This window comes from Paenibacillus algorifonticola (genome assembly GCF_000971975.1).
In the GTDB taxonomy this organism is placed as follows: domain Bacteria; phylum Bacillota; class Bacilli; order Paenibacillales; family Paenibacillaceae; genus Pristimantibacillus; species Pristimantibacillus algorifonticola.
The window spans coordinates 192,830-207,602 of sequence record NZ_LAQO01000001.1 but is presented as its reverse complement, the minus strand read 5'-3'; the positions used below and the strand labels follow the sequence as shown (position 1 = coordinate 207,602).

Here is a 14,773-nt window from a genome sequence, read left to right as displayed (position 1 = left end):
TTTCCTCTATCTATATATGCCTATGTTTAATGATAATCGGAAAGTAACCATACAGTCAAACGTGTGACATGGATATGTGAGTCGAGGAGAATTATACCTAGGTAGATGCTTCCTATATAGAAGATGAAAAGCACAAAGGTTAAACTCCATAGCGTCAAAAGCTGCCGGAATTAGGCAGGAACTGTGAAAAAACTTAACATTAACCGCTTTCTCGAGGCCGAATGTTAGATTTTTTTCGGAAATAGAATAAAACATATTGTCAAATGCGGCTCTACTGACTATAATGACATTAAGTCTTTCCTAAGATGTTAGGAAACATAACGTATAGGGAGTGGTCGTAATGATTAGAAAGATGTTATTTACACTAGGTGCGATGTGCTTAGTATTCCCGGCAATGGCTTTTGCGAATGACCCATCCAATGCAACATTGAACATGGGCGTCAACTCCTTGTGGGTTATGGTGTCATTCGTATTAGTTTTGCTCATGCAAGGCGGGTTTATTCTTTTGGAAACAGGTTCGACCAGAATGAAAAATGCTGGCCACGTTGCTGGTAAAACGATTTTCACAGCTGGTCTTGCAGGTTTGGTTTATTGGGCTGTCGGTTATGGTATTGCGTTCGGAACGGCTAATGCCGATGCCGGAACGAGCAGCTTTATTGGCTGGGGTGATTTCTTCTTTAATCCAGCCATTACAAGTGTGGACGACGGACTCCCAACAACAATCTTCTTCCTGTTCCAACTAGCTTTCGCAGCCGTATCGCTTTCCATCGCATGGGGCGGCTTTGCTGAACGTGCTAAATTGTCCTCATACCTTATTTTTACAGTTATCTACATTGCTGCGATCTATCCGGTAGTTGCTCACTGGATTTGGGGCGGCGGCTGGCTGGCGGCAGATGGCGCACAAGACTTTGCCGGTTCGACGGTCGTCCATTTATCGGGCGCCTTGGCAGCTTTGGCAGCAACCATTTTACTTAAACCTCGTATTGGCAAGTTCAATAAAGATGGCTCTGCCAACGAAATTGCTGGACATAACCAAGTGTACACAGCTCTATCGGTATTGCTACTGTGGGTTGGCTGGTTCGGCTTTAACGCAGGCAGTACGCTGGCAATCGGTGACGGTTTCTTTGGTTACGTAGCATTTACAACGATGCTGGGCGCCGGTGCCGGTGCGGTTTCCTCGCTGCTCATTTCGTGGGCTGTAACAGGCAAGGCTGATATTACAACGACATTGAATGGTACACTTGCTGGTCTTGTTGCCATTACAGCTTCCTGTGCTTTCGTTGATCCATGGGCGGCAGTAGTTATTGGTCTAGTAGCTGGTGTGCTTGTATTCTACAGCGCTAAGTTTTTCGAAAAAATGAAAATCGACGATCCGATTTATGCAATGTCCGTACACGGCGCAGCAGGTATTTGGGGTACGCTGGCTAACGGTATTTTTGCAACACAAGCATTGGCTGAAAAAGTTGGCGTAGGTCAAGGTGGTATTATCGATACAGGCAGCTGGTATCAATTGTGGGTACAATTCGAGAGCGTTGTTGTATGTGGCGCCTTCGTTTTGGCAGCATCGTTCCTGGTACTTGGTATTATGAAGCTGGTTATGGGCTTCCGTGTAACAGAGGAGCAAGAAATTGTAGGTCTTGACCTCAGCGAGCATGGCGCTTATGGTTATCCTGAGCAAATGAAAAAAGCAGGTCAAAACCTGCAAGGTTAATATTATAAGGGCGATTTAAAGGGGAGAGACTCGGATGACGGACCCTGTGCATGTGGAGCTGCTGAAGCAGATCGGCTCGGCCGACGAGGTGGGCACGCTGCGCAGCTTGCGGGATCAGGTACATGATCGGATGAAGGAAGCTCTCCTTGCAAGCCCTGTCGAACAGTTTAATGAACAATTGAATGAGATGCATGATACGGTGATCAGCCGAGCAATTGCACTCGCAGAAGCGGAAATGGCACGGATGGGGAAGGGTTCTCCTCCCGTGCCTTACGCGTATTTATTATTCGGCAGCGGAGGCAGGGAAGAGCAAACCTTGTCCAGCGATCAGGACAGCGGCATTGTTTATGAAAATACAGCTGGTGATGAGTCGGCTGCTCAGCGCTATTTTTATGAATTGTCCGCGCTAATTGTCAGCTATCTCCAGACAGCGGGATATCCTCCATGCGAGGGAGAGGTGCTCAGCAGCAATCCCCAGTGGTGCAAATCACTGTCGGCTTGGGAGGAGCAAATTAACCTGTGGTTTAAGGAGCCAAGCTGGGAGGCTGTCCGTTATTTGCTAATTATAGCGGATGGACGCTGTATTTTTGGAAGCCAGCTGCTCATGCAGCGATTCAAGGATATTTTTTTCACCGATATGCTGGAAACGCCGATTATTATTAGACGTATGCTTGAAAATACGATGAGGCACAAAATGCTGCTTGGCGTATTCGGCCATTTGCTTAAGGAGCAGTATGGAGAGGATGCAGGCAGTCTAGACATTAAATATGGCGCCTATATTCCTATGGTGAATGCTATTCGGCTGTTGTCGATACAGCGAGGTATTCGAGAGTCTTCTACGATGGATCGAATGCGGAGGCTTTTGGAAGAAAAGGAGCTTTCGGAGCAGGAAGCTAAGCTATGTGAGCAGGCTTTTCTCTCTATTCTCAGGCTCCGGCTGTTATCGATCGAAAGCTCGGAAAACGGCTGGTATGGCAACAATGGCAAAGTAGCTTCTCGCAAGCTTACTAAAGAGATGAAAGATGAATTAAAGAAAAGCTTGCGGCTCGGTAAGAAGCTGCAGCGCAAAGTGTATAAAACCACGATGGGAAGGCTTGTGTAAGGCGGTGGATGGAGATTATGAAGGAACCTAAAGGCGTGGGACGGATGTGGAGCTTATATAAAATGGGCGGCTTTACGCCGGCCATAGCCTCAATGCTGGGATCGCAAAACGCCCAGCAGATGGCTTTTATTCGCTCTGTCAACAAAGAGCAGCGCAAGCAATCCCCGCTTGACATGCTGCTTAGAGAAATGGAATTTATCGTGTTCGACTTGGAGACAACGGGATTTTACCCGTCAAATGGAGATGAAATTATTTCCTTTGGCGCCGTATTAATGCGGGGGAGCGAAATTTATTCGTCGGAGACATTCTACAGCCTCGTCAATCCGAAGCGCCGTATTCCGCGGGCTATTGTGGAGCTAACGGGCATTACGAATGAAATGGTAGAGGATGCCCCCGATTTGATGCAGGTGCTGCATGATTTCATGGAGTTTGTCGGCAAAAGGCCGCTTGTTGCCCATGCTTCCGGGCATGATAAGCAATTTCTCAACGCTGCATTATGGCGAACGTCGAAAGTTAACTTAAACCATCGCGTATTGGATACGATGATGGTTGCCAAGTGGCTGGAGCCGAAGCGCGATAGCTATGCGCTGGATGATTTGCTGGAAGACAGCGGCATTACGATTACACAGCGGCATCACGCGCTGGAGGATTCTTTAATGACGGCGGAATTGTGGCAGGTGTATTTGCGGCGTATTTTTGAGCGGAATATAAATACGCTGGGCGACCTGTATGCTTATCTCAGTCAGCGATAGCCCATCGCGCTGGCTGAAAGCATCCGTTCATGTAATAAAAAACCTGTAATTCAGGCTGCAAAGGCTGCTGCAAAGAAATAATCCAATACGATAAAAATAAATCATCCGAATGGATGCCGAGCTCATCAGCAGTTGAAGGATGAGGGGGCGACGTTGGATGAGAGTGGAAGAAGCCGAGCAGCGATTGCCGGCTTTTTTGCATGCGGTAATAAGCCTTTACCCAGTCGTCTGGAGCGAAAGCGAAGGCGGTGGCAGGGGATGGATGGACGTTGGCAATAGCGGTCACGTCCACTATTTTGCCCGTGTCTGGTTCACCCGTCATAATGCCGCAGGCTTCCCTAGGCAGTGCTTCCCGGCATGCGGCAATGAGCCGATCATAAGCACTGGTTGTTAAATGTAGTGGTTGCCGCTGCATGCTAATGCCCTCCCATCAATGGTTTATCGTTAGGTATGATTTGATTTATTTTAACCTAAAATAAAAGAGGAAAACACGGCGGATATGACGGTTTAATGAAGGAAGGCTGTTTTTCTTGAGCTTGTCTTGCCAGCCGTGTTACGATAGAAGCAGACAAAAGCATGAATTTGGCAGGGGGATTTGGGAAAATGAAGAAGGCGTCCGCATGGTTTATATTAGCTTTTGTGCTGGCTGGCCTGGCCATTTCGCAATATATGGAGAAAGACAGCGCAATTATTGCTGCTTCCGGGGATTTTAAGCCGAAAGCGGGATATTCCGCCCAGCAATTTGAGCTTCAGGCGCTTGATGAGCAGATGTACAAAATCGGAGGCGAGCAGGGCAAGCTCAGCTTCGTAAATTTTTGGGCTTCATGGTGTGGTCCTTGTGAGCTGGAGGCGCCGGATTTGCAGGAGCTTCATGAGAAGTATGGGGATAAAATCGCGATGTATGGCGTTAATTCTACCAAGTTTGACAAAGAGCGCGCGGCAAGGCAATTCGTCGCCGATCATGAATTCACGTTTACCATTTTGATGGATCGCGAGGGAGATGTCACGAAGGAGTATAAGGTCAATACTTTCCCAACGACGTTTCTAATTGACTCCAAAGGTGTCATCCGGGAAAGAATCAATGGGGTCATCCCGCTTTCTGAATGGGATCGTCTCATTGAAAAATATTCATAAGCAAATTAGGGAGTCCGCACGATCATGAATACTGAACAGAAGAAATTATGGCTTCACCCGTATGCTTGGCTGCTTATTGCCGTTTTGGCTGTAGCGATATCGTCGATTATTATTAAGTTTTCGAGTGCGCCCTCCTCGGTGGCGGGTATGTATCGGCTGTTTATTACCGTCGTTATTATGCTGCCGCTTGTACCGTGGAAGGTGCTTCGGACGATTCGTCTAACCCGCAAGGAGTGGATGGTTTTAAGTTGCGCAGGCTTTTTTCTCGGTCTGCATTTTTTGCTGTGGATGGAATCGCTGAAATATACGTCTGTTGCGAGCTCAATGGTATTTATAACGCTGCAGCCATTTTTTGTTATGCTTGGCTCTTTTCTTCTATTTAAAGAGCGATCGACGATAGCGGGCAGCCTTTGTATGGCGATGGCGGTACTGGGCTCCTTCGTTATCGCTTGGGGCGATATCGGTATTTCACGCGAGGCATTATTTGGCGATTTATTGTCCTTGCTTGGAACGATGGCGGTTGCCGTGTATATGATAGCTGGGCAACAGGTTAGCAGGAGCCTGCCCTCGAATCTGTACAGTTTAATCGTATTTTTGATCGCAGGAACGGTCATGTTCGTTTACAATCTCGTCAATCAAATTGCATTGACGGGGTATGCTGCGGAGGAATGGATGTATTTCGCCTTGCTGGCGATTATTCCGACGATCTTCGGACATTTGGTTTTTAATATGCTGCTGAAGCATATTGGGGCAACGAACGTTTCGATGGCGATTATCGGCGAGCCGGTGCTGGCGATGATTTTGGCTTATTTTCTACTTAATGAGTATTTAGGCACTGCGCAGATGATTGGCAGCTTTTTGACGATTGCCGGCATGGGCATGTTTTTCCGACTGAGAGCACGGCAAACAGCAGTTGCTGCTGAGGCAGGCGTTTAAGAGGAAGCACAAGAGAAGCTGCTGTCTGCAAAAAAGAAAGCGTTCGATCATTTTAACTATATAAAAAAGGGCATTCCTGCTAGCCAGTTCTTACTCATGGCTTGGGGAATGCCCTTTATTATTGTTCAGTTAACCATTATGCGCGGAATTAGTGGTTTACTAGTCCATGCTGCTCGGTGACGGGGACATCAATGGCATCTAGTTTGCCCATATTCAATAGGGCGTAGCGAATGCCGTCAACCAACGCTTCCCAGCTTGCTTCGATTACATTGCTGGAAACGCCTACGGTGCTCCATGTGTTGTCGATGCTGGTAGACTCTACAAGCACGCGTACTTTAGCTGCTGTAGCGTCTTTCTCGTCGATTACGCGAACTTTGTAGTCGGACAAATGAATCTGCTTGATTTTTGGATAAAACTGCACGAGCGCCTTTCTTAGGGCGTTATCGAGCGCATTGACAGGACCGTTGCCCTCAGCAGCAGTATAAACCTGTTCGCCGCCAACGTTCAGCTTGACGATCGCCTCCGTACGAAGCGTACCTTGAGAGTTTTCCACCAGCATTTTAAAGGACTCGACCGTGAAAACTTCTTCAGCCTCGCCAAAAGCTTCTCTAAGCAGCAGCTCAAGCGATGCATCAGCACCTTCAAATTGATAGCCTTGATGCTCCAAATCTTTAATCCGCTCCATAATTTGCTTCGTTTTCTCGTTGTTGGCATTCACATCCAGGCCAAGCTCCTGCGCCTTGGAAATGATGTTGCTTTGACCGGCCAGCTCGGAGACGAGAATACGCTGCTTGTTGCCTACGAGTTCCGGCGCGATATGCTCATAGGTTTTGGAATCCTTCATAATAGCCGAAACGTGGATGCCGCCTTTATGAGCGAAAGCTGCATTGCCGACATAAGGCTGTCCTACAGGCATATGAACGTTGGCAATCTCACTGACAAAACGTGCGGTTCCCGTTAGCAAGCTCAGCTTGTCATCTGGCAAGCAGTTATAGCCCATTTTAAGCTGCAAATTTGGAATAATCGAACAAAGATTGGCATTGCCGCAGCGTTCGCCATATCCATTAATCGTGCCTTGTACTTGACGGGCTCCGGCTTGAATCGCTGCAAGCGAGTTGGCAACTGCCAGCTCACAGTCGTTATGCGTATGAATGCCAATTGGTGCATTCAGCTCGGTACGGACGCGCGACACAATTTCGTGAATTTCGCCTGGCAGCGTGCCGCCGTTTGTATCACAAAGCACAAGCCAGTCCGTTCCCGCTTCCTGCGCCTTGCGCAGTACAGCCAGCGCGTATTCCGGGTTATGCTTGTAGCCGTCGAAGAAATGCTCGGCATCAAACATCGCTTCAATGCCATTATGTTTAAGGAAAGCAAGCGAGTCGTAGACCATAGCTATGTTTTCTTCAAGCGTCGTTTGCAGAGCGGTGTGTACGTGAAAATCCCAAGATTTTCCGACGAGCGTCGCTGCATGAACGCCAGATTCTTTAATTCTCAGCAAATTAGCATCCTGGTGAGCCAGACTGAACTTGCGTCTGGTGCTGCCGAATGCCGTAATCTTCGCTTGCAAATTATACGCTTTAATGCGCTCAAAAAACTCAATATCCTTGCTATTGCTTCCCGGGTTGCCGCCCTCAATATAATGAACGCCTAGTGCATCAAGCTTTAATGCAATCTTCAGCTTGTCCTCCGCTGATAGGCTGATGCCTTCTCCTTGCGTACCATCACGCAGCGTCGTGTCAAAAATAGTTAAATTCATTGTCATGGCCAGAAGGCCTCCTTCTTCACTGATAGCCTTTACAATTATAATGAATTATTATAACACTAGTTGACTGGAATGTAGAGGGGAGCCTTTACTTTTTTGTGACTTTTGCAGTTCGCAGGTGTTCAATTGACTTGCTACATCGGCAGCGGTATGCTGATAAGTACAAATAAACAACGGTGGAGACCTATCGTTCAGGCGGATCTCCTCGCAGGTGGTGGAACCCTACAATGACGAATACGAATGAGCATTATCCGGCGAAGGGCCGCGTCATTTTGCATCTGGATATGAATGCCTTCTACTGCTCTGTCCATGAGGCGGAGGAGCCGGATAAATATAAAAATAAACCAACAGCCGTTGCTGGCAGTGTGGAGCTTCGCAAGGGCATTATCGTCACCTGCTCTTATACAGCCAGAAGGCTTGGGGTCAAGACGGGCATGACGGTGCGCGAGGGGCTCAGACGTTGTCCTGAACTAATCCTTATTCAGCCGGACTTCGAATTATACCGCAAATATTCACGTGGCTTCATGACGCTTGCCAGAAGCTATACGGATCTGGTGGAAGCCGTTTCTATAGATGAATGCTATATGGACATAACGGGGTCAAAAATATTCGGAACGCCGCTGGAAATTGCCAGCGTTTTGCAGGAGCGTATCCGTACCGAGTGGCAGTTGCCCTGCTCCATTGGCATTGCCCCGAATAAGCTGCTGGCGAAGATGGCCTCGGATATGAAGAAACCGAATGGGATGACGGTACTGCGGCTGCGTGATGTGCCTGAGCTGCTATGGGATAAGCCGTGCGGCGTGTTGTTCGGGATTGGGAAAAAGACGGCAGACAAGCTGGCGCGGCTCAATATTCGCACAATTGGACAGCTTGCAGATACGGACGAGCGGCTGCTGATAAAGCAGTTCGGCATCGTCGGTACATGGATGAAAGGGGCGGCTAATGGTATTGACCACTCTCCTGTTAATGGAGAGCGGGAAGTGAACAAGTCGATCGGGCATACGACGACGCTGCCGAAGGATTTTATCGTAAAGGAAGATATTCATCGTGTTCTGCTTAACCTGTCGGATCAGACAGCACGGCGGCTCAGAAGGCAGAAGCTGATGGCGCTTACGGTGCAAATTACGGTTCGCAGGCCGGATATGTCGACCATTACCCGTTCGAATACGTTTCGCTCGCCAACGCATGCGATGGAAGATATTTTTCAGGAAGCGTGCCGCTTGTTTGACAAGCATTGGACGGAGGGAGAACCGGTGAGGCTGCTCGGGGTAACGCTGCAAAATTTGTCACCTGAGGGCGATACAGCCGTTCAACTGGATTTATTCAATTATGAGGAGCAGCCACGGAAGGAAGCGCTGACAAAGACGATGGACTTGCTGCGGGACAAGTTTGGCGAGGATGCGGTATTAACAGCAGGGATGCTCAGCGATGATCCTTCAGCGCTTATTCGCAATAAACGGCTGCGGGGCACTTCGCTACAAAAGGAAGATTTTTAATCGGAGTGTCAGGTTGCCAAAGGCTGAATGATGGTATATATTGATGAATGAAGCTTTATTATTATGATGTCATTAACGGAAGACAAGCTATATAGCGGCATTATTCCGTCACTTTATGGGAGGTAGTTTGAATGGCTAAATACACTTGGGTAGAAAAGGATACTTGTATTGCATGCGGCGCATGCGGCGCAACGGCTCCTGACATTTATGATTACGATGATGAAGGTCTTGCAGAGGTGATTTTCGGCAACGACGGCAATAAAGGCTGTGTTGCAATCTCGGAAGATCTTTATGACGATATGCAGGATGCAGTAGACGGCTGCCCGACCGATTCGATTAAAATCGCGGACGCGCCTTTCAACTAAATCCGGCTTAGACCTAAGCTCCCCAACTATGCAGAAGTTGCACTGCGTAGTTGGGGAGCTTTTTTTGTGTGCAAAAGGAGCTTTAAATAGAAGGAAGGCAAAGCCGTTTACGCTTGAAATAGAAGAATGGATAAGGCTAACACTTATTATTCGGCTTCTATTTCTACGCGAAACGAGCTTTTGTCACCGAAGGAAGACAAAGCCGTTTACGCTCGAGTCAAAAAAAAGGTAAATGCTGCCGATATAGTGGTATTGGACTTTGAGGGGGGTTAATGATGGAGCAATTAGAGGACAACCTCTATCTGAAACAATATGTAAGAAATCATCCTGACAATAAAATGGCTTGGTATTTGCTGGGCAAGCAATATTTGCAATTGGATAAAACGGCGAAAGCGAATTATTGCTTCATTCAAGCAGGGGAAATTTACGAGGCGTTTGAGCGCAAGCCTCATCCTCTAGCGGAAAGCCCGCAGGAAATGCTGGAGGAATGGAATCGTCAGCAGCGTAAAAAAAGGATGATTCGCCGCGCGATTATGGGCGCGATTTCGATTGCACTGCTGCTAATGGTCATGCCTTCGAACGCAAGCAAGCTGGCTGATCCCGCTGCGGCAGGAACGGCTGCTGTCATCGATGCGCCCATTGACCCGACCTTCGGCGTTGTGCTGACGGACAAGGGCGAACGCAATCCGATCGGAAGCGCTTGGGAAGAGCTGCTGTCCTGGAACAAGCGGCCGTCTGTAGCGGCTGTAGTCAAGCTGGAGGAGCAGGAGGGTTGGCGCAGATGGACAGGCAATCGCAGGCTGCTGATGTCGGTGGAGCAGCAGTCCGATTATGTGCCGATGGAAGTGAAAATGCTCGATGGCGGAGTGTGCAGCTGCAAGCCGGCTGATGCTTCCACGGTGAAAACGAAGTTCAAGGCGTGGAGTGAGCAGCAGGAGGTTCGTTGGACGCTTGCCAGCGCCATCTATCATTATAAGCGGTTGCACGAGAAGTGGCCGGAAAAGCTGGATGATCTCATTAAGCCCTACCCAAACAATGTTTTGGCTGGAGACGCATCTGGGATGAAGGAGATGTTTAAGCCGCTCGTTGCCGCAATGAAATCGGATCAGTCAGAGGACAAACAGCCTACGCAGTCGCCAAATGAATCAGCGGGCGACAAGCCAAAGACAGATTCAGGGCAACGTGAATCGCAGTATATGCAAAGCAATACGGATCAACTAGTAGGCGGAGTGGACCAAACCTGGCGCAAGCCGCTTGAAATCGTCGTGGATAAATCAACGTACAGACTCGCAGTTGTAAGTGGCGACATTATCGTCCGCAGCTTCAAGGTTGGGCTTGGTGGCGACAAAACGCCGGAAGGCAGCTTTTATATTAGCGAGAAAGTGAAAAATCCGAATGGGCGCGATAATGGTCAGTTCGGCAGCCGGGGTATGACGCTTTCCAGTACGCTTTATGCCATCCATGGGACGGATGAGCCGGATAGCCTTGGACAGGATGAATCGCTTGGATGTATTCGTATGGGGAAGCAGGATGTGGAGGAGCTGTTTGATCTGGTACCGATGGGTACGGTCGTAAAAATTAAAAACGGGACTCTGCCGTCCAAAATTTCGGAATCCGAGGAGCGCTTCAAGCTGAATCCGAGTCAGGACGAGACGAATCCCGGTAAAGTGTATCACTGGCTGGGCTGATTAACCGCTAACCAACAACAGGACGGTGACGGCGACAATGACAACTCCAATAGCAGCGCCTATCCAGACGAGTGCTTTCTTATTGACTTCTTCAGGCGCTTTTGCTTTAACTGTGGGCGGTTTGCGTTTGGGTGAACTCATGGCCATCAACCTCTTTCTAATAAATAAGGAATATAGTCATATTGTAATCGTTTTCGGAAACTGCCGCAATAACAAAGGGGTGGTATTGCCCTTTTCTTTTCTCGGCAAAAACGCTACACTATTGGGTAGGACATTTATTGCAGATCGGAGTGAGTATAATTGCTTTATTCTTCATTGGGTAAACCGATATTTTTTCGCATGGATCCGGAGAAAGCCCACCATTTGGTTATAGATGGATTGTATGCTGCTGGGCGTGTGCCAGGCATGACGGGCATCATGCATGCGATGTACGGGGTAAATGAGACGCCGGAGCTTGCCGTGGATTTATTCGGCATCCACTTTCCGCATCCGGTAGGGCTTGCGGCGGGGCTGGATAAGAACGGGAAGGCAGCAGACGGCTTTTCCAGCATCGGCTTCGGCTTTATGGAAGTTGGAACGGTAACTCCGAAAAGCCAGCCAGGCAATGAGCAGCCGAGACTATTCCGTCTTCCGCCGGACGAAGCGCTAATTAACCGGATGGGCTTCAATAATGATGGCGTTGATGCGATGGTGGAGCGGCTGAACAAGCGCAAAATACACCGCATCCCGCTGGCTGTAAATATCGGAAAAAACAAAGTGACGCCCAACGAGCTTGCGCATGAGGATTATCGCTTATGCATTCAGGCGCTATACGGGCAGGGCGATTTTTTTGTCGTCAACATCAGCTCGCCGAATACGCCGGATTTGCGTGCCTTGCAGCATGGAGACGAGCTGCGGCTGCTCCTTGATACCGTATTGGAGGAAATTCGGCAGCAGGCGTCGAAATCAGGTAAAAGCGCGAAGCCAGTGCTTGTCAAAATTGCTCCGGACATGACGGATGAACAGCTTAAGCTGACAGTAGCCACAATTAAGGATAGCGGAGTTTCCGGCATTATTGCGACAAATACGACCGTTTCACGCACAGGACTTACCCATTCGAACGCTGGGGAAATGGGCGGTCTCAGTGGCGTGCCATTGCGCGAGCGATCAACGGAGGTTATTCGTGCGATTTACCGTCAGACGGAGGGCAAGCTGCCGATCATTGGATCGGGAGGCATTTTCACCGCAGCTGATGCATACGATAAAATCCGTGCTGGGGCCTCATTGGTTGAAGTATATACGGCTCTAATATATAAGGGCCCAGGCTTGCTGCGTGAATTGACCAGCGGCTTGAAAGAGCGCCTGCGCAAAGATGGCTACCGCACCATAACGGAGGCTATCGGCGCAGACCATAGATAAGATGAGGAGGCGGCCCTGATGGATGGACGAGACTGGAATCTATTTTTACAGCCTTACGAGCAAACAGTTGAAGAACTCAAAGTTAAATTTAAAACGCTGCGCGTAGAGCTGAAAAGGCGGGAATCCTATTCGCCAATTGAATTTGTCACAGGCCGAGTGAAGAAGGTTTCGAGCGTTTTGGAAAAGGCAAGGCGGCTGCATGTGCCAGCGGACCAGCTGGAGCAAGGGATTGAGGATATTGCAGGCATTCGCATTATGTGCCAGTTCGTCGATGATATTCACCGGGTGGCCGGATTAATTCGTTCGCGCAAAGATTTGAAGCTTGTGAATGAGAAGGATTATATTACGAATTACAAGGATAGCGGTTATCGAAGCTATCATATGATCGTGGAATATCCTGTCCAAACGGCGCTCGGTCAGAAAAAGGTATTGGCAGAAATTCAGATTCGCACGCTTGCGATGAATTTCTGGGCGACGATCGAGCACTCGCTGAACTATAAATATAAGGAAAGCCTGCCTGAGGATGTGCGTCTGCGTCTCAAAAAGGCGGCGGAGGCAGCCTCATCCCTTGATGAGGAGATGTCGAGCATTCGCCATGAAATTTTGGATGCGCAGCGCGGCTTCGAGGAAAGCTCGAATGTTGTCAGCAAGGTGCTCAGCACGATACAGGATCTTTATTTTTACCACCGCGTTCGGGAGGCTGCCCAATTTCAAATGAAATTTAATGAAATGTGGGAACAGGAGGATTTGTTTGGGCTCCAGCAGCTTGCTCTAGACGTTGAAGCGGCGGTTTTGCGGGCGAAGAAGGGTACGCAAAGCTAATAACGAACCTCCAGTGGCGCACAAGTGAGCGCCTTTGGGGGTTTGTTGCATAAAGAGGGAAGAAGATATTTGGAGGAGAGATCGTTTTGGCAGCAAAAATAAGGCTGGACAAGCTGTTGTCCCATACGGGCAATGGCACGAGAAGTGAAATTAAAAAATACGTCAAGCAGGGACTCGTTACGGTTAACGGAGCTGTTGTCAAGGACAGCGGCATGATTATTAATCCCGAAACGCATGAGGTCAGGTTTGAAGGACGACAGGTCAATTACCGGGAATTCGCTTATTTTATGATGAACAAGCCAGCAGGAGTCGTATCGGCGACGGAGGATCGTAAAGACGAGACGGTCATCGATTTGCTCGAAAATGAGGATCAAGCGATTCAGCCGTTTCCGGTAGGGCGTCTGGACAAGGATACGGTTGGCCTGCTGCTGCTGACCAACGACGGGCAGCTAGCCCACGAGCTGCTGTCGCCGCGCAAGCATGTGCCCAAAACGTATGAGGCTGTCGTGCGAGGCAATGTAGGGCGTGCAGACCAGGATCAGTTCACTGCGGGCGTTGAGCTGGATGATGGGTATGTGACGATGCCTGCCCGTTTGAATGTACGGAGCCAAGAGCAGACGGATGAGGGCATTATGTCGATGATTACGCTAACGATTATGGAAGGGAAATTCCATCAAGTAAAGCGGATGTTTGAGGCAGTAGGCAAACAGGTCGTCCATTTAAAGCGGGTGGCCATGGGCCCTCTGGCGCTTGACCCTGAGCTTGAAGAGGGAAGCTACCGTGAATTGACTGCTGATGAGCTGGAGCTGCTTCGCACCTATCGACGGACAGATTTGCAATAATGACAGGACATACAAAATAACAGGTAAGGGTTTAACATAAGCGTTAGAGTGGCAGCCTTCGAAGCATGATGAATGAGACAATCTGTCAGCATCATAGGGTAGGTTAATAAATACCATTCCGGGGTGATTGCCGCTTGCGCGTCCAAACCTTTAAAGTATACGTCATTACTTCAGCAGATATCAGGCGTTTCATTATAATTGAAATCGTGATCGGCATGGTGACATACAATGTCGGGCTCAAGCTGCTGCATAACGCTATTTTGGCAGGAACGCTGAGCTTTGCGGGAACCGAGAGCATTAAACGGGGCTTGCGTCTGATTAGGCATAAGGGTAAAAATAAAAAGTGAGCTTTGTTCCTTGCGCAGCAGGAGCTATAAAAAGCAGAAAAAACCGCCGGAGCGCGAATTCCAGCGGTTTTTTGCATGCTGTGTTTGGTACGGATTAGTACAAAAATCCTTTAGTTATGATGACCAGAAGAATAAACAGGACCAGGATGGCACCCGTCGATGTGAAGCCTCCATGTACACCAGACACGCTAACTCCTCCTGTACAGTTAATTTCCGGCTTAGGGTGCTGCTTCATTATAATGTTCTTTCCCTGCCGCTCGGTATACAGTATTGTATGTACTTCGACCTGTTTGGAATGGACTCCTGTCATGGGTCATTTATAATTGGGCTCTTGTAAGGCCGCTAACTCCACCAGCTTATGATGGCTGTTACCGAGATGAATGCTCAGGAAGGATAAAAAAAGCAGCCTTCGCCGATG

At 48.7% G+C, this 14,773-nt stretch carries 16 protein-coding genes; 12 read left to right on the top strand and 4 right to left on the bottom strand.

Going from position 1 to position 14,773, the window contains the following annotated elements:
• Nucleotides 1-340: 340 nt before the first annotated feature.
• From WH37_RS07685 to WH37_RS07675, 3 genes are read left to right on the top strand one after another with little or no spacing between them, the layout of a single operon-like run.
• A complete protein-coding gene (locus tag WH37_RS07685) occupies nucleotides 341-1,711 on the top strand; it encodes an ammonium transporter (RefSeq protein ID WP_046229964.1) in 1,371 nt (456 codons plus the stop codon).
• A gap of 34 nt (nucleotides 1,712-1,745) precedes the next feature.
• Nucleotides 1,746-2,813, top strand: coding sequence for a DUF294 nucleotidyltransferase-like domain-containing protein (locus WH37_RS07680; RefSeq protein ID WP_046229963.1), 1,068 nt, complete (start codon nucleotides 1,746-1,748; stop codon nucleotides 2,811-2,813).
• A gap of 17 nt (nucleotides 2,814-2,830) precedes the next feature.
• Nucleotides 2,831-3,565, top strand: a complete 735-nt coding sequence (locus WH37_RS07675) for a 3'-5' exonuclease (RefSeq protein ID WP_046230312.1) — start codon at nucleotides 2,831-2,833, stop codon at nucleotides 3,563-3,565.
• Here WH37_RS07675 and WH37_RS07670 read toward each other — a convergent pair.
• On the bottom strand, nucleotides 3,552-3,980 hold the full coding sequence (locus WH37_RS07670) for a M67 family metallopeptidase (protein ID WP_046229962.1): 429 nt from the start codon (nucleotides 3,978-3,980) through the stop codon (nucleotides 3,552-3,554). The genes WH37_RS07675 and WH37_RS07670 overlap by 14 nt on opposite strands.
• A gap of 188 nt (nucleotides 3,981-4,168) precedes the next feature.
• On the opposite strand from WH37_RS07670, the gene WH37_RS07665 reads away from it, so the two are divergent.
• Complete coding sequence (locus WH37_RS07665) at nucleotides 4,169-4,699, top strand: TlpA family protein disulfide reductase (RefSeq protein ID WP_046229961.1); 531 nt, start codon at nucleotides 4,169-4,171, stop codon at nucleotides 4,697-4,699.
• Between the two features lie 24 nt (nucleotides 4,700-4,723).
• Nucleotides 4,724-5,635, top strand: a complete 912-nt coding sequence (locus WH37_RS07660) for a DMT family transporter (RefSeq protein WP_046229960.1) — start codon at nucleotides 4,724-4,726, stop codon at nucleotides 5,633-5,635.
• 148 nt (nucleotides 5,636-5,783) lie between these two features.
• On the opposite strand, the gene cimA is transcribed toward WH37_RS07660, so the two are convergent.
• Nucleotides 5,784-7,397: a citramalate synthase gene (cimA, locus tag WH37_RS07655; RefSeq protein WP_046229959.1), complete on the bottom strand. Its 1,614-nt coding sequence runs from the start codon at nucleotides 7,395-7,397 to the stop codon at nucleotides 5,784-5,786.
• A 227-nt stretch (nucleotides 7,398-7,624) separates the two neighbouring features.
• Here cimA and WH37_RS07650 point away from each other — a divergent pair, with 227 nt between their 5' ends.
• The 3 genes from WH37_RS07650 to WH37_RS07640 all read left to right on the top strand — a co-directional run bounded on the left by WH37_RS07650 (nucleotide 7,625) and on the right by WH37_RS07640 (nucleotide 10,946).
• Nucleotides 7,625-8,893: a DNA polymerase IV gene (locus tag WH37_RS07650; protein WP_046229958.1), complete on the top strand. Its 1,269-nt coding sequence runs from the start codon at nucleotides 7,625-7,627 to the stop codon at nucleotides 8,891-8,893.
• A gap of 131 nt (nucleotides 8,894-9,024) precedes the next feature.
• Nucleotides 9,025-9,258, top strand: coding sequence for a ferredoxin (locus WH37_RS07645; RefSeq protein ID WP_046229957.1), 234 nt, complete (start codon nucleotides 9,025-9,027; stop codon nucleotides 9,256-9,258).
• Between the two features lie 272 nt (nucleotides 9,259-9,530).
• Nucleotides 9,531-10,946 (top strand): L,D-transpeptidase family protein, encoded by a 1,416-nt coding sequence (locus WH37_RS07640; protein WP_082110698.1) that lies wholly within the window; start codon nucleotides 9,531-9,533, stop codon nucleotides 10,944-10,946.
• On the opposite strand, the gene WH37_RS35955 is transcribed toward WH37_RS07640, so the two are convergent.
• Nucleotides 10,947-11,087, bottom strand: coding sequence for a hypothetical protein (locus WH37_RS35955; RefSeq protein WP_177217906.1), 141 nt, complete (start codon nucleotides 11,085-11,087; stop codon nucleotides 10,947-10,949).
• Between the two features lie 159 nt (nucleotides 11,088-11,246).
• Here WH37_RS35955 and WH37_RS07635 point away from each other — a divergent pair, with 159 nt between their 5' ends.
• The 4 genes from WH37_RS07635 to WH37_RS07620 all read left to right on the top strand — a co-directional run bounded on the left by WH37_RS07635 (nucleotide 11,247) and on the right by WH37_RS07620 (nucleotide 14,355).
• On the top strand, nucleotides 11,247-12,344 hold the full coding sequence (locus tag WH37_RS07635) for a quinone-dependent dihydroorotate dehydrogenase (protein ID WP_046229955.1): 1,098 nt from the start codon (nucleotides 11,247-11,249) through the stop codon (nucleotides 12,342-12,344).
• An 18-nt stretch (nucleotides 12,345-12,362) separates the two neighbouring features.
• Nucleotides 12,363-13,166 carry a GTP diphosphokinase gene (locus WH37_RS07630; protein WP_046229954.1) on the top strand — a complete coding sequence of 268 codons (804 nt, stop codon included), beginning with the start codon at nucleotides 12,363-12,365 and terminating at the stop codon, nucleotides 13,164-13,166.
• A gap of 86 nt (nucleotides 13,167-13,252) precedes the next feature.
• Nucleotides 13,253-14,008 (top strand): pseudouridine synthase, encoded by a 756-nt coding sequence (locus WH37_RS07625; protein ID WP_046229953.1) that lies wholly within the window; start codon nucleotides 13,253-13,255, stop codon nucleotides 14,006-14,008.
• Nucleotides 14,009-14,142: 134 nt separating this feature from the next.
• Entirely contained in the window at nucleotides 14,143-14,355 is a 213-nt protein-coding gene (locus tag WH37_RS07620) for a hypothetical protein (protein WP_046229952.1), read from the top strand.
• Between the two features lie 94 nt (nucleotides 14,356-14,449).
• On the opposite strand, the gene WH37_RS37355 is transcribed toward WH37_RS07620, so the two are convergent.
• Nucleotides 14,450-14,566 (bottom strand): YjcZ family sporulation protein, encoded by a 117-nt coding sequence (locus tag WH37_RS37355; protein ID WP_414811828.1) that lies wholly within the window; start codon nucleotides 14,564-14,566, stop codon nucleotides 14,450-14,452.
• Between the last annotated feature and the right edge of the window lie 207 nt (nucleotides 14,567-14,773).

Excerpts from the sequence above, each read along its gene's own strand:
- WH37_RS07685 (WP_046229964.1), top strand. The coding sequence starts at position 341 with ATGATTAGAAAGATGTTATTTACACTAGGTGCGATGTGCTTAGTATTC.
- WH37_RS07680 (WP_046229963.1), top strand. The coding sequence starts at position 1,746 with ATGACGGACCCTGTGCATGTGGAGCTGCTGAAGCAGATCGGCTCGGCC.
- WH37_RS07675 (WP_046230312.1), top strand. The coding sequence starts at position 2,831 with ATGAAGGAACCTAAAGGCGTGGGACGGATGTGGAGCTTATATAAAATG.
- WH37_RS07670 (WP_046229962.1), bottom strand. The coding sequence starts at position 3,980 with ATGCAGCGGCAACCACTACATTTAACAACCAGTGCTTATGATCGGCTC.
- WH37_RS07665 (WP_046229961.1), top strand. The coding sequence starts at position 4,169 with ATGAAGAAGGCGTCCGCATGGTTTATATTAGCTTTTGTGCTGGCTGGC.
- WH37_RS07660 (WP_046229960.1), top strand. The coding sequence starts at position 4,724 with ATGAATACTGAACAGAAGAAATTATGGCTTCACCCGTATGCTTGGCTG.
- cimA (WP_046229959.1), bottom strand. The coding sequence starts at position 7,397 with ATGACAATGAATTTAACTATTTTTGACACGACGCTGCGTGATGGTACG.
- WH37_RS07650 (WP_046229958.1), top strand. The coding sequence starts at position 7,625 with ATGACGAATACGAATGAGCATTATCCGGCGAAGGGCCGCGTCATTTTG.
- WH37_RS07645 (WP_046229957.1), top strand. The coding sequence starts at position 9,025 with ATGGCTAAATACACTTGGGTAGAAAAGGATACTTGTATTGCATGCGGC.
- WH37_RS07640 (WP_082110698.1), top strand. The coding sequence starts at position 9,531 with ATGATGGAGCAATTAGAGGACAACCTCTATCTGAAACAATATGTAAGA.
- WH37_RS35955 (WP_177217906.1), bottom strand. The coding sequence starts at position 11,087 with ATGAGTTCACCCAAACGCAAACCGCCCACAGTTAAAGCAAAAGCGCCT.
- WH37_RS07630 (WP_046229954.1), top strand. The coding sequence starts at position 12,363 with ATGGATGGACGAGACTGGAATCTATTTTTACAGCCTTACGAGCAAACA.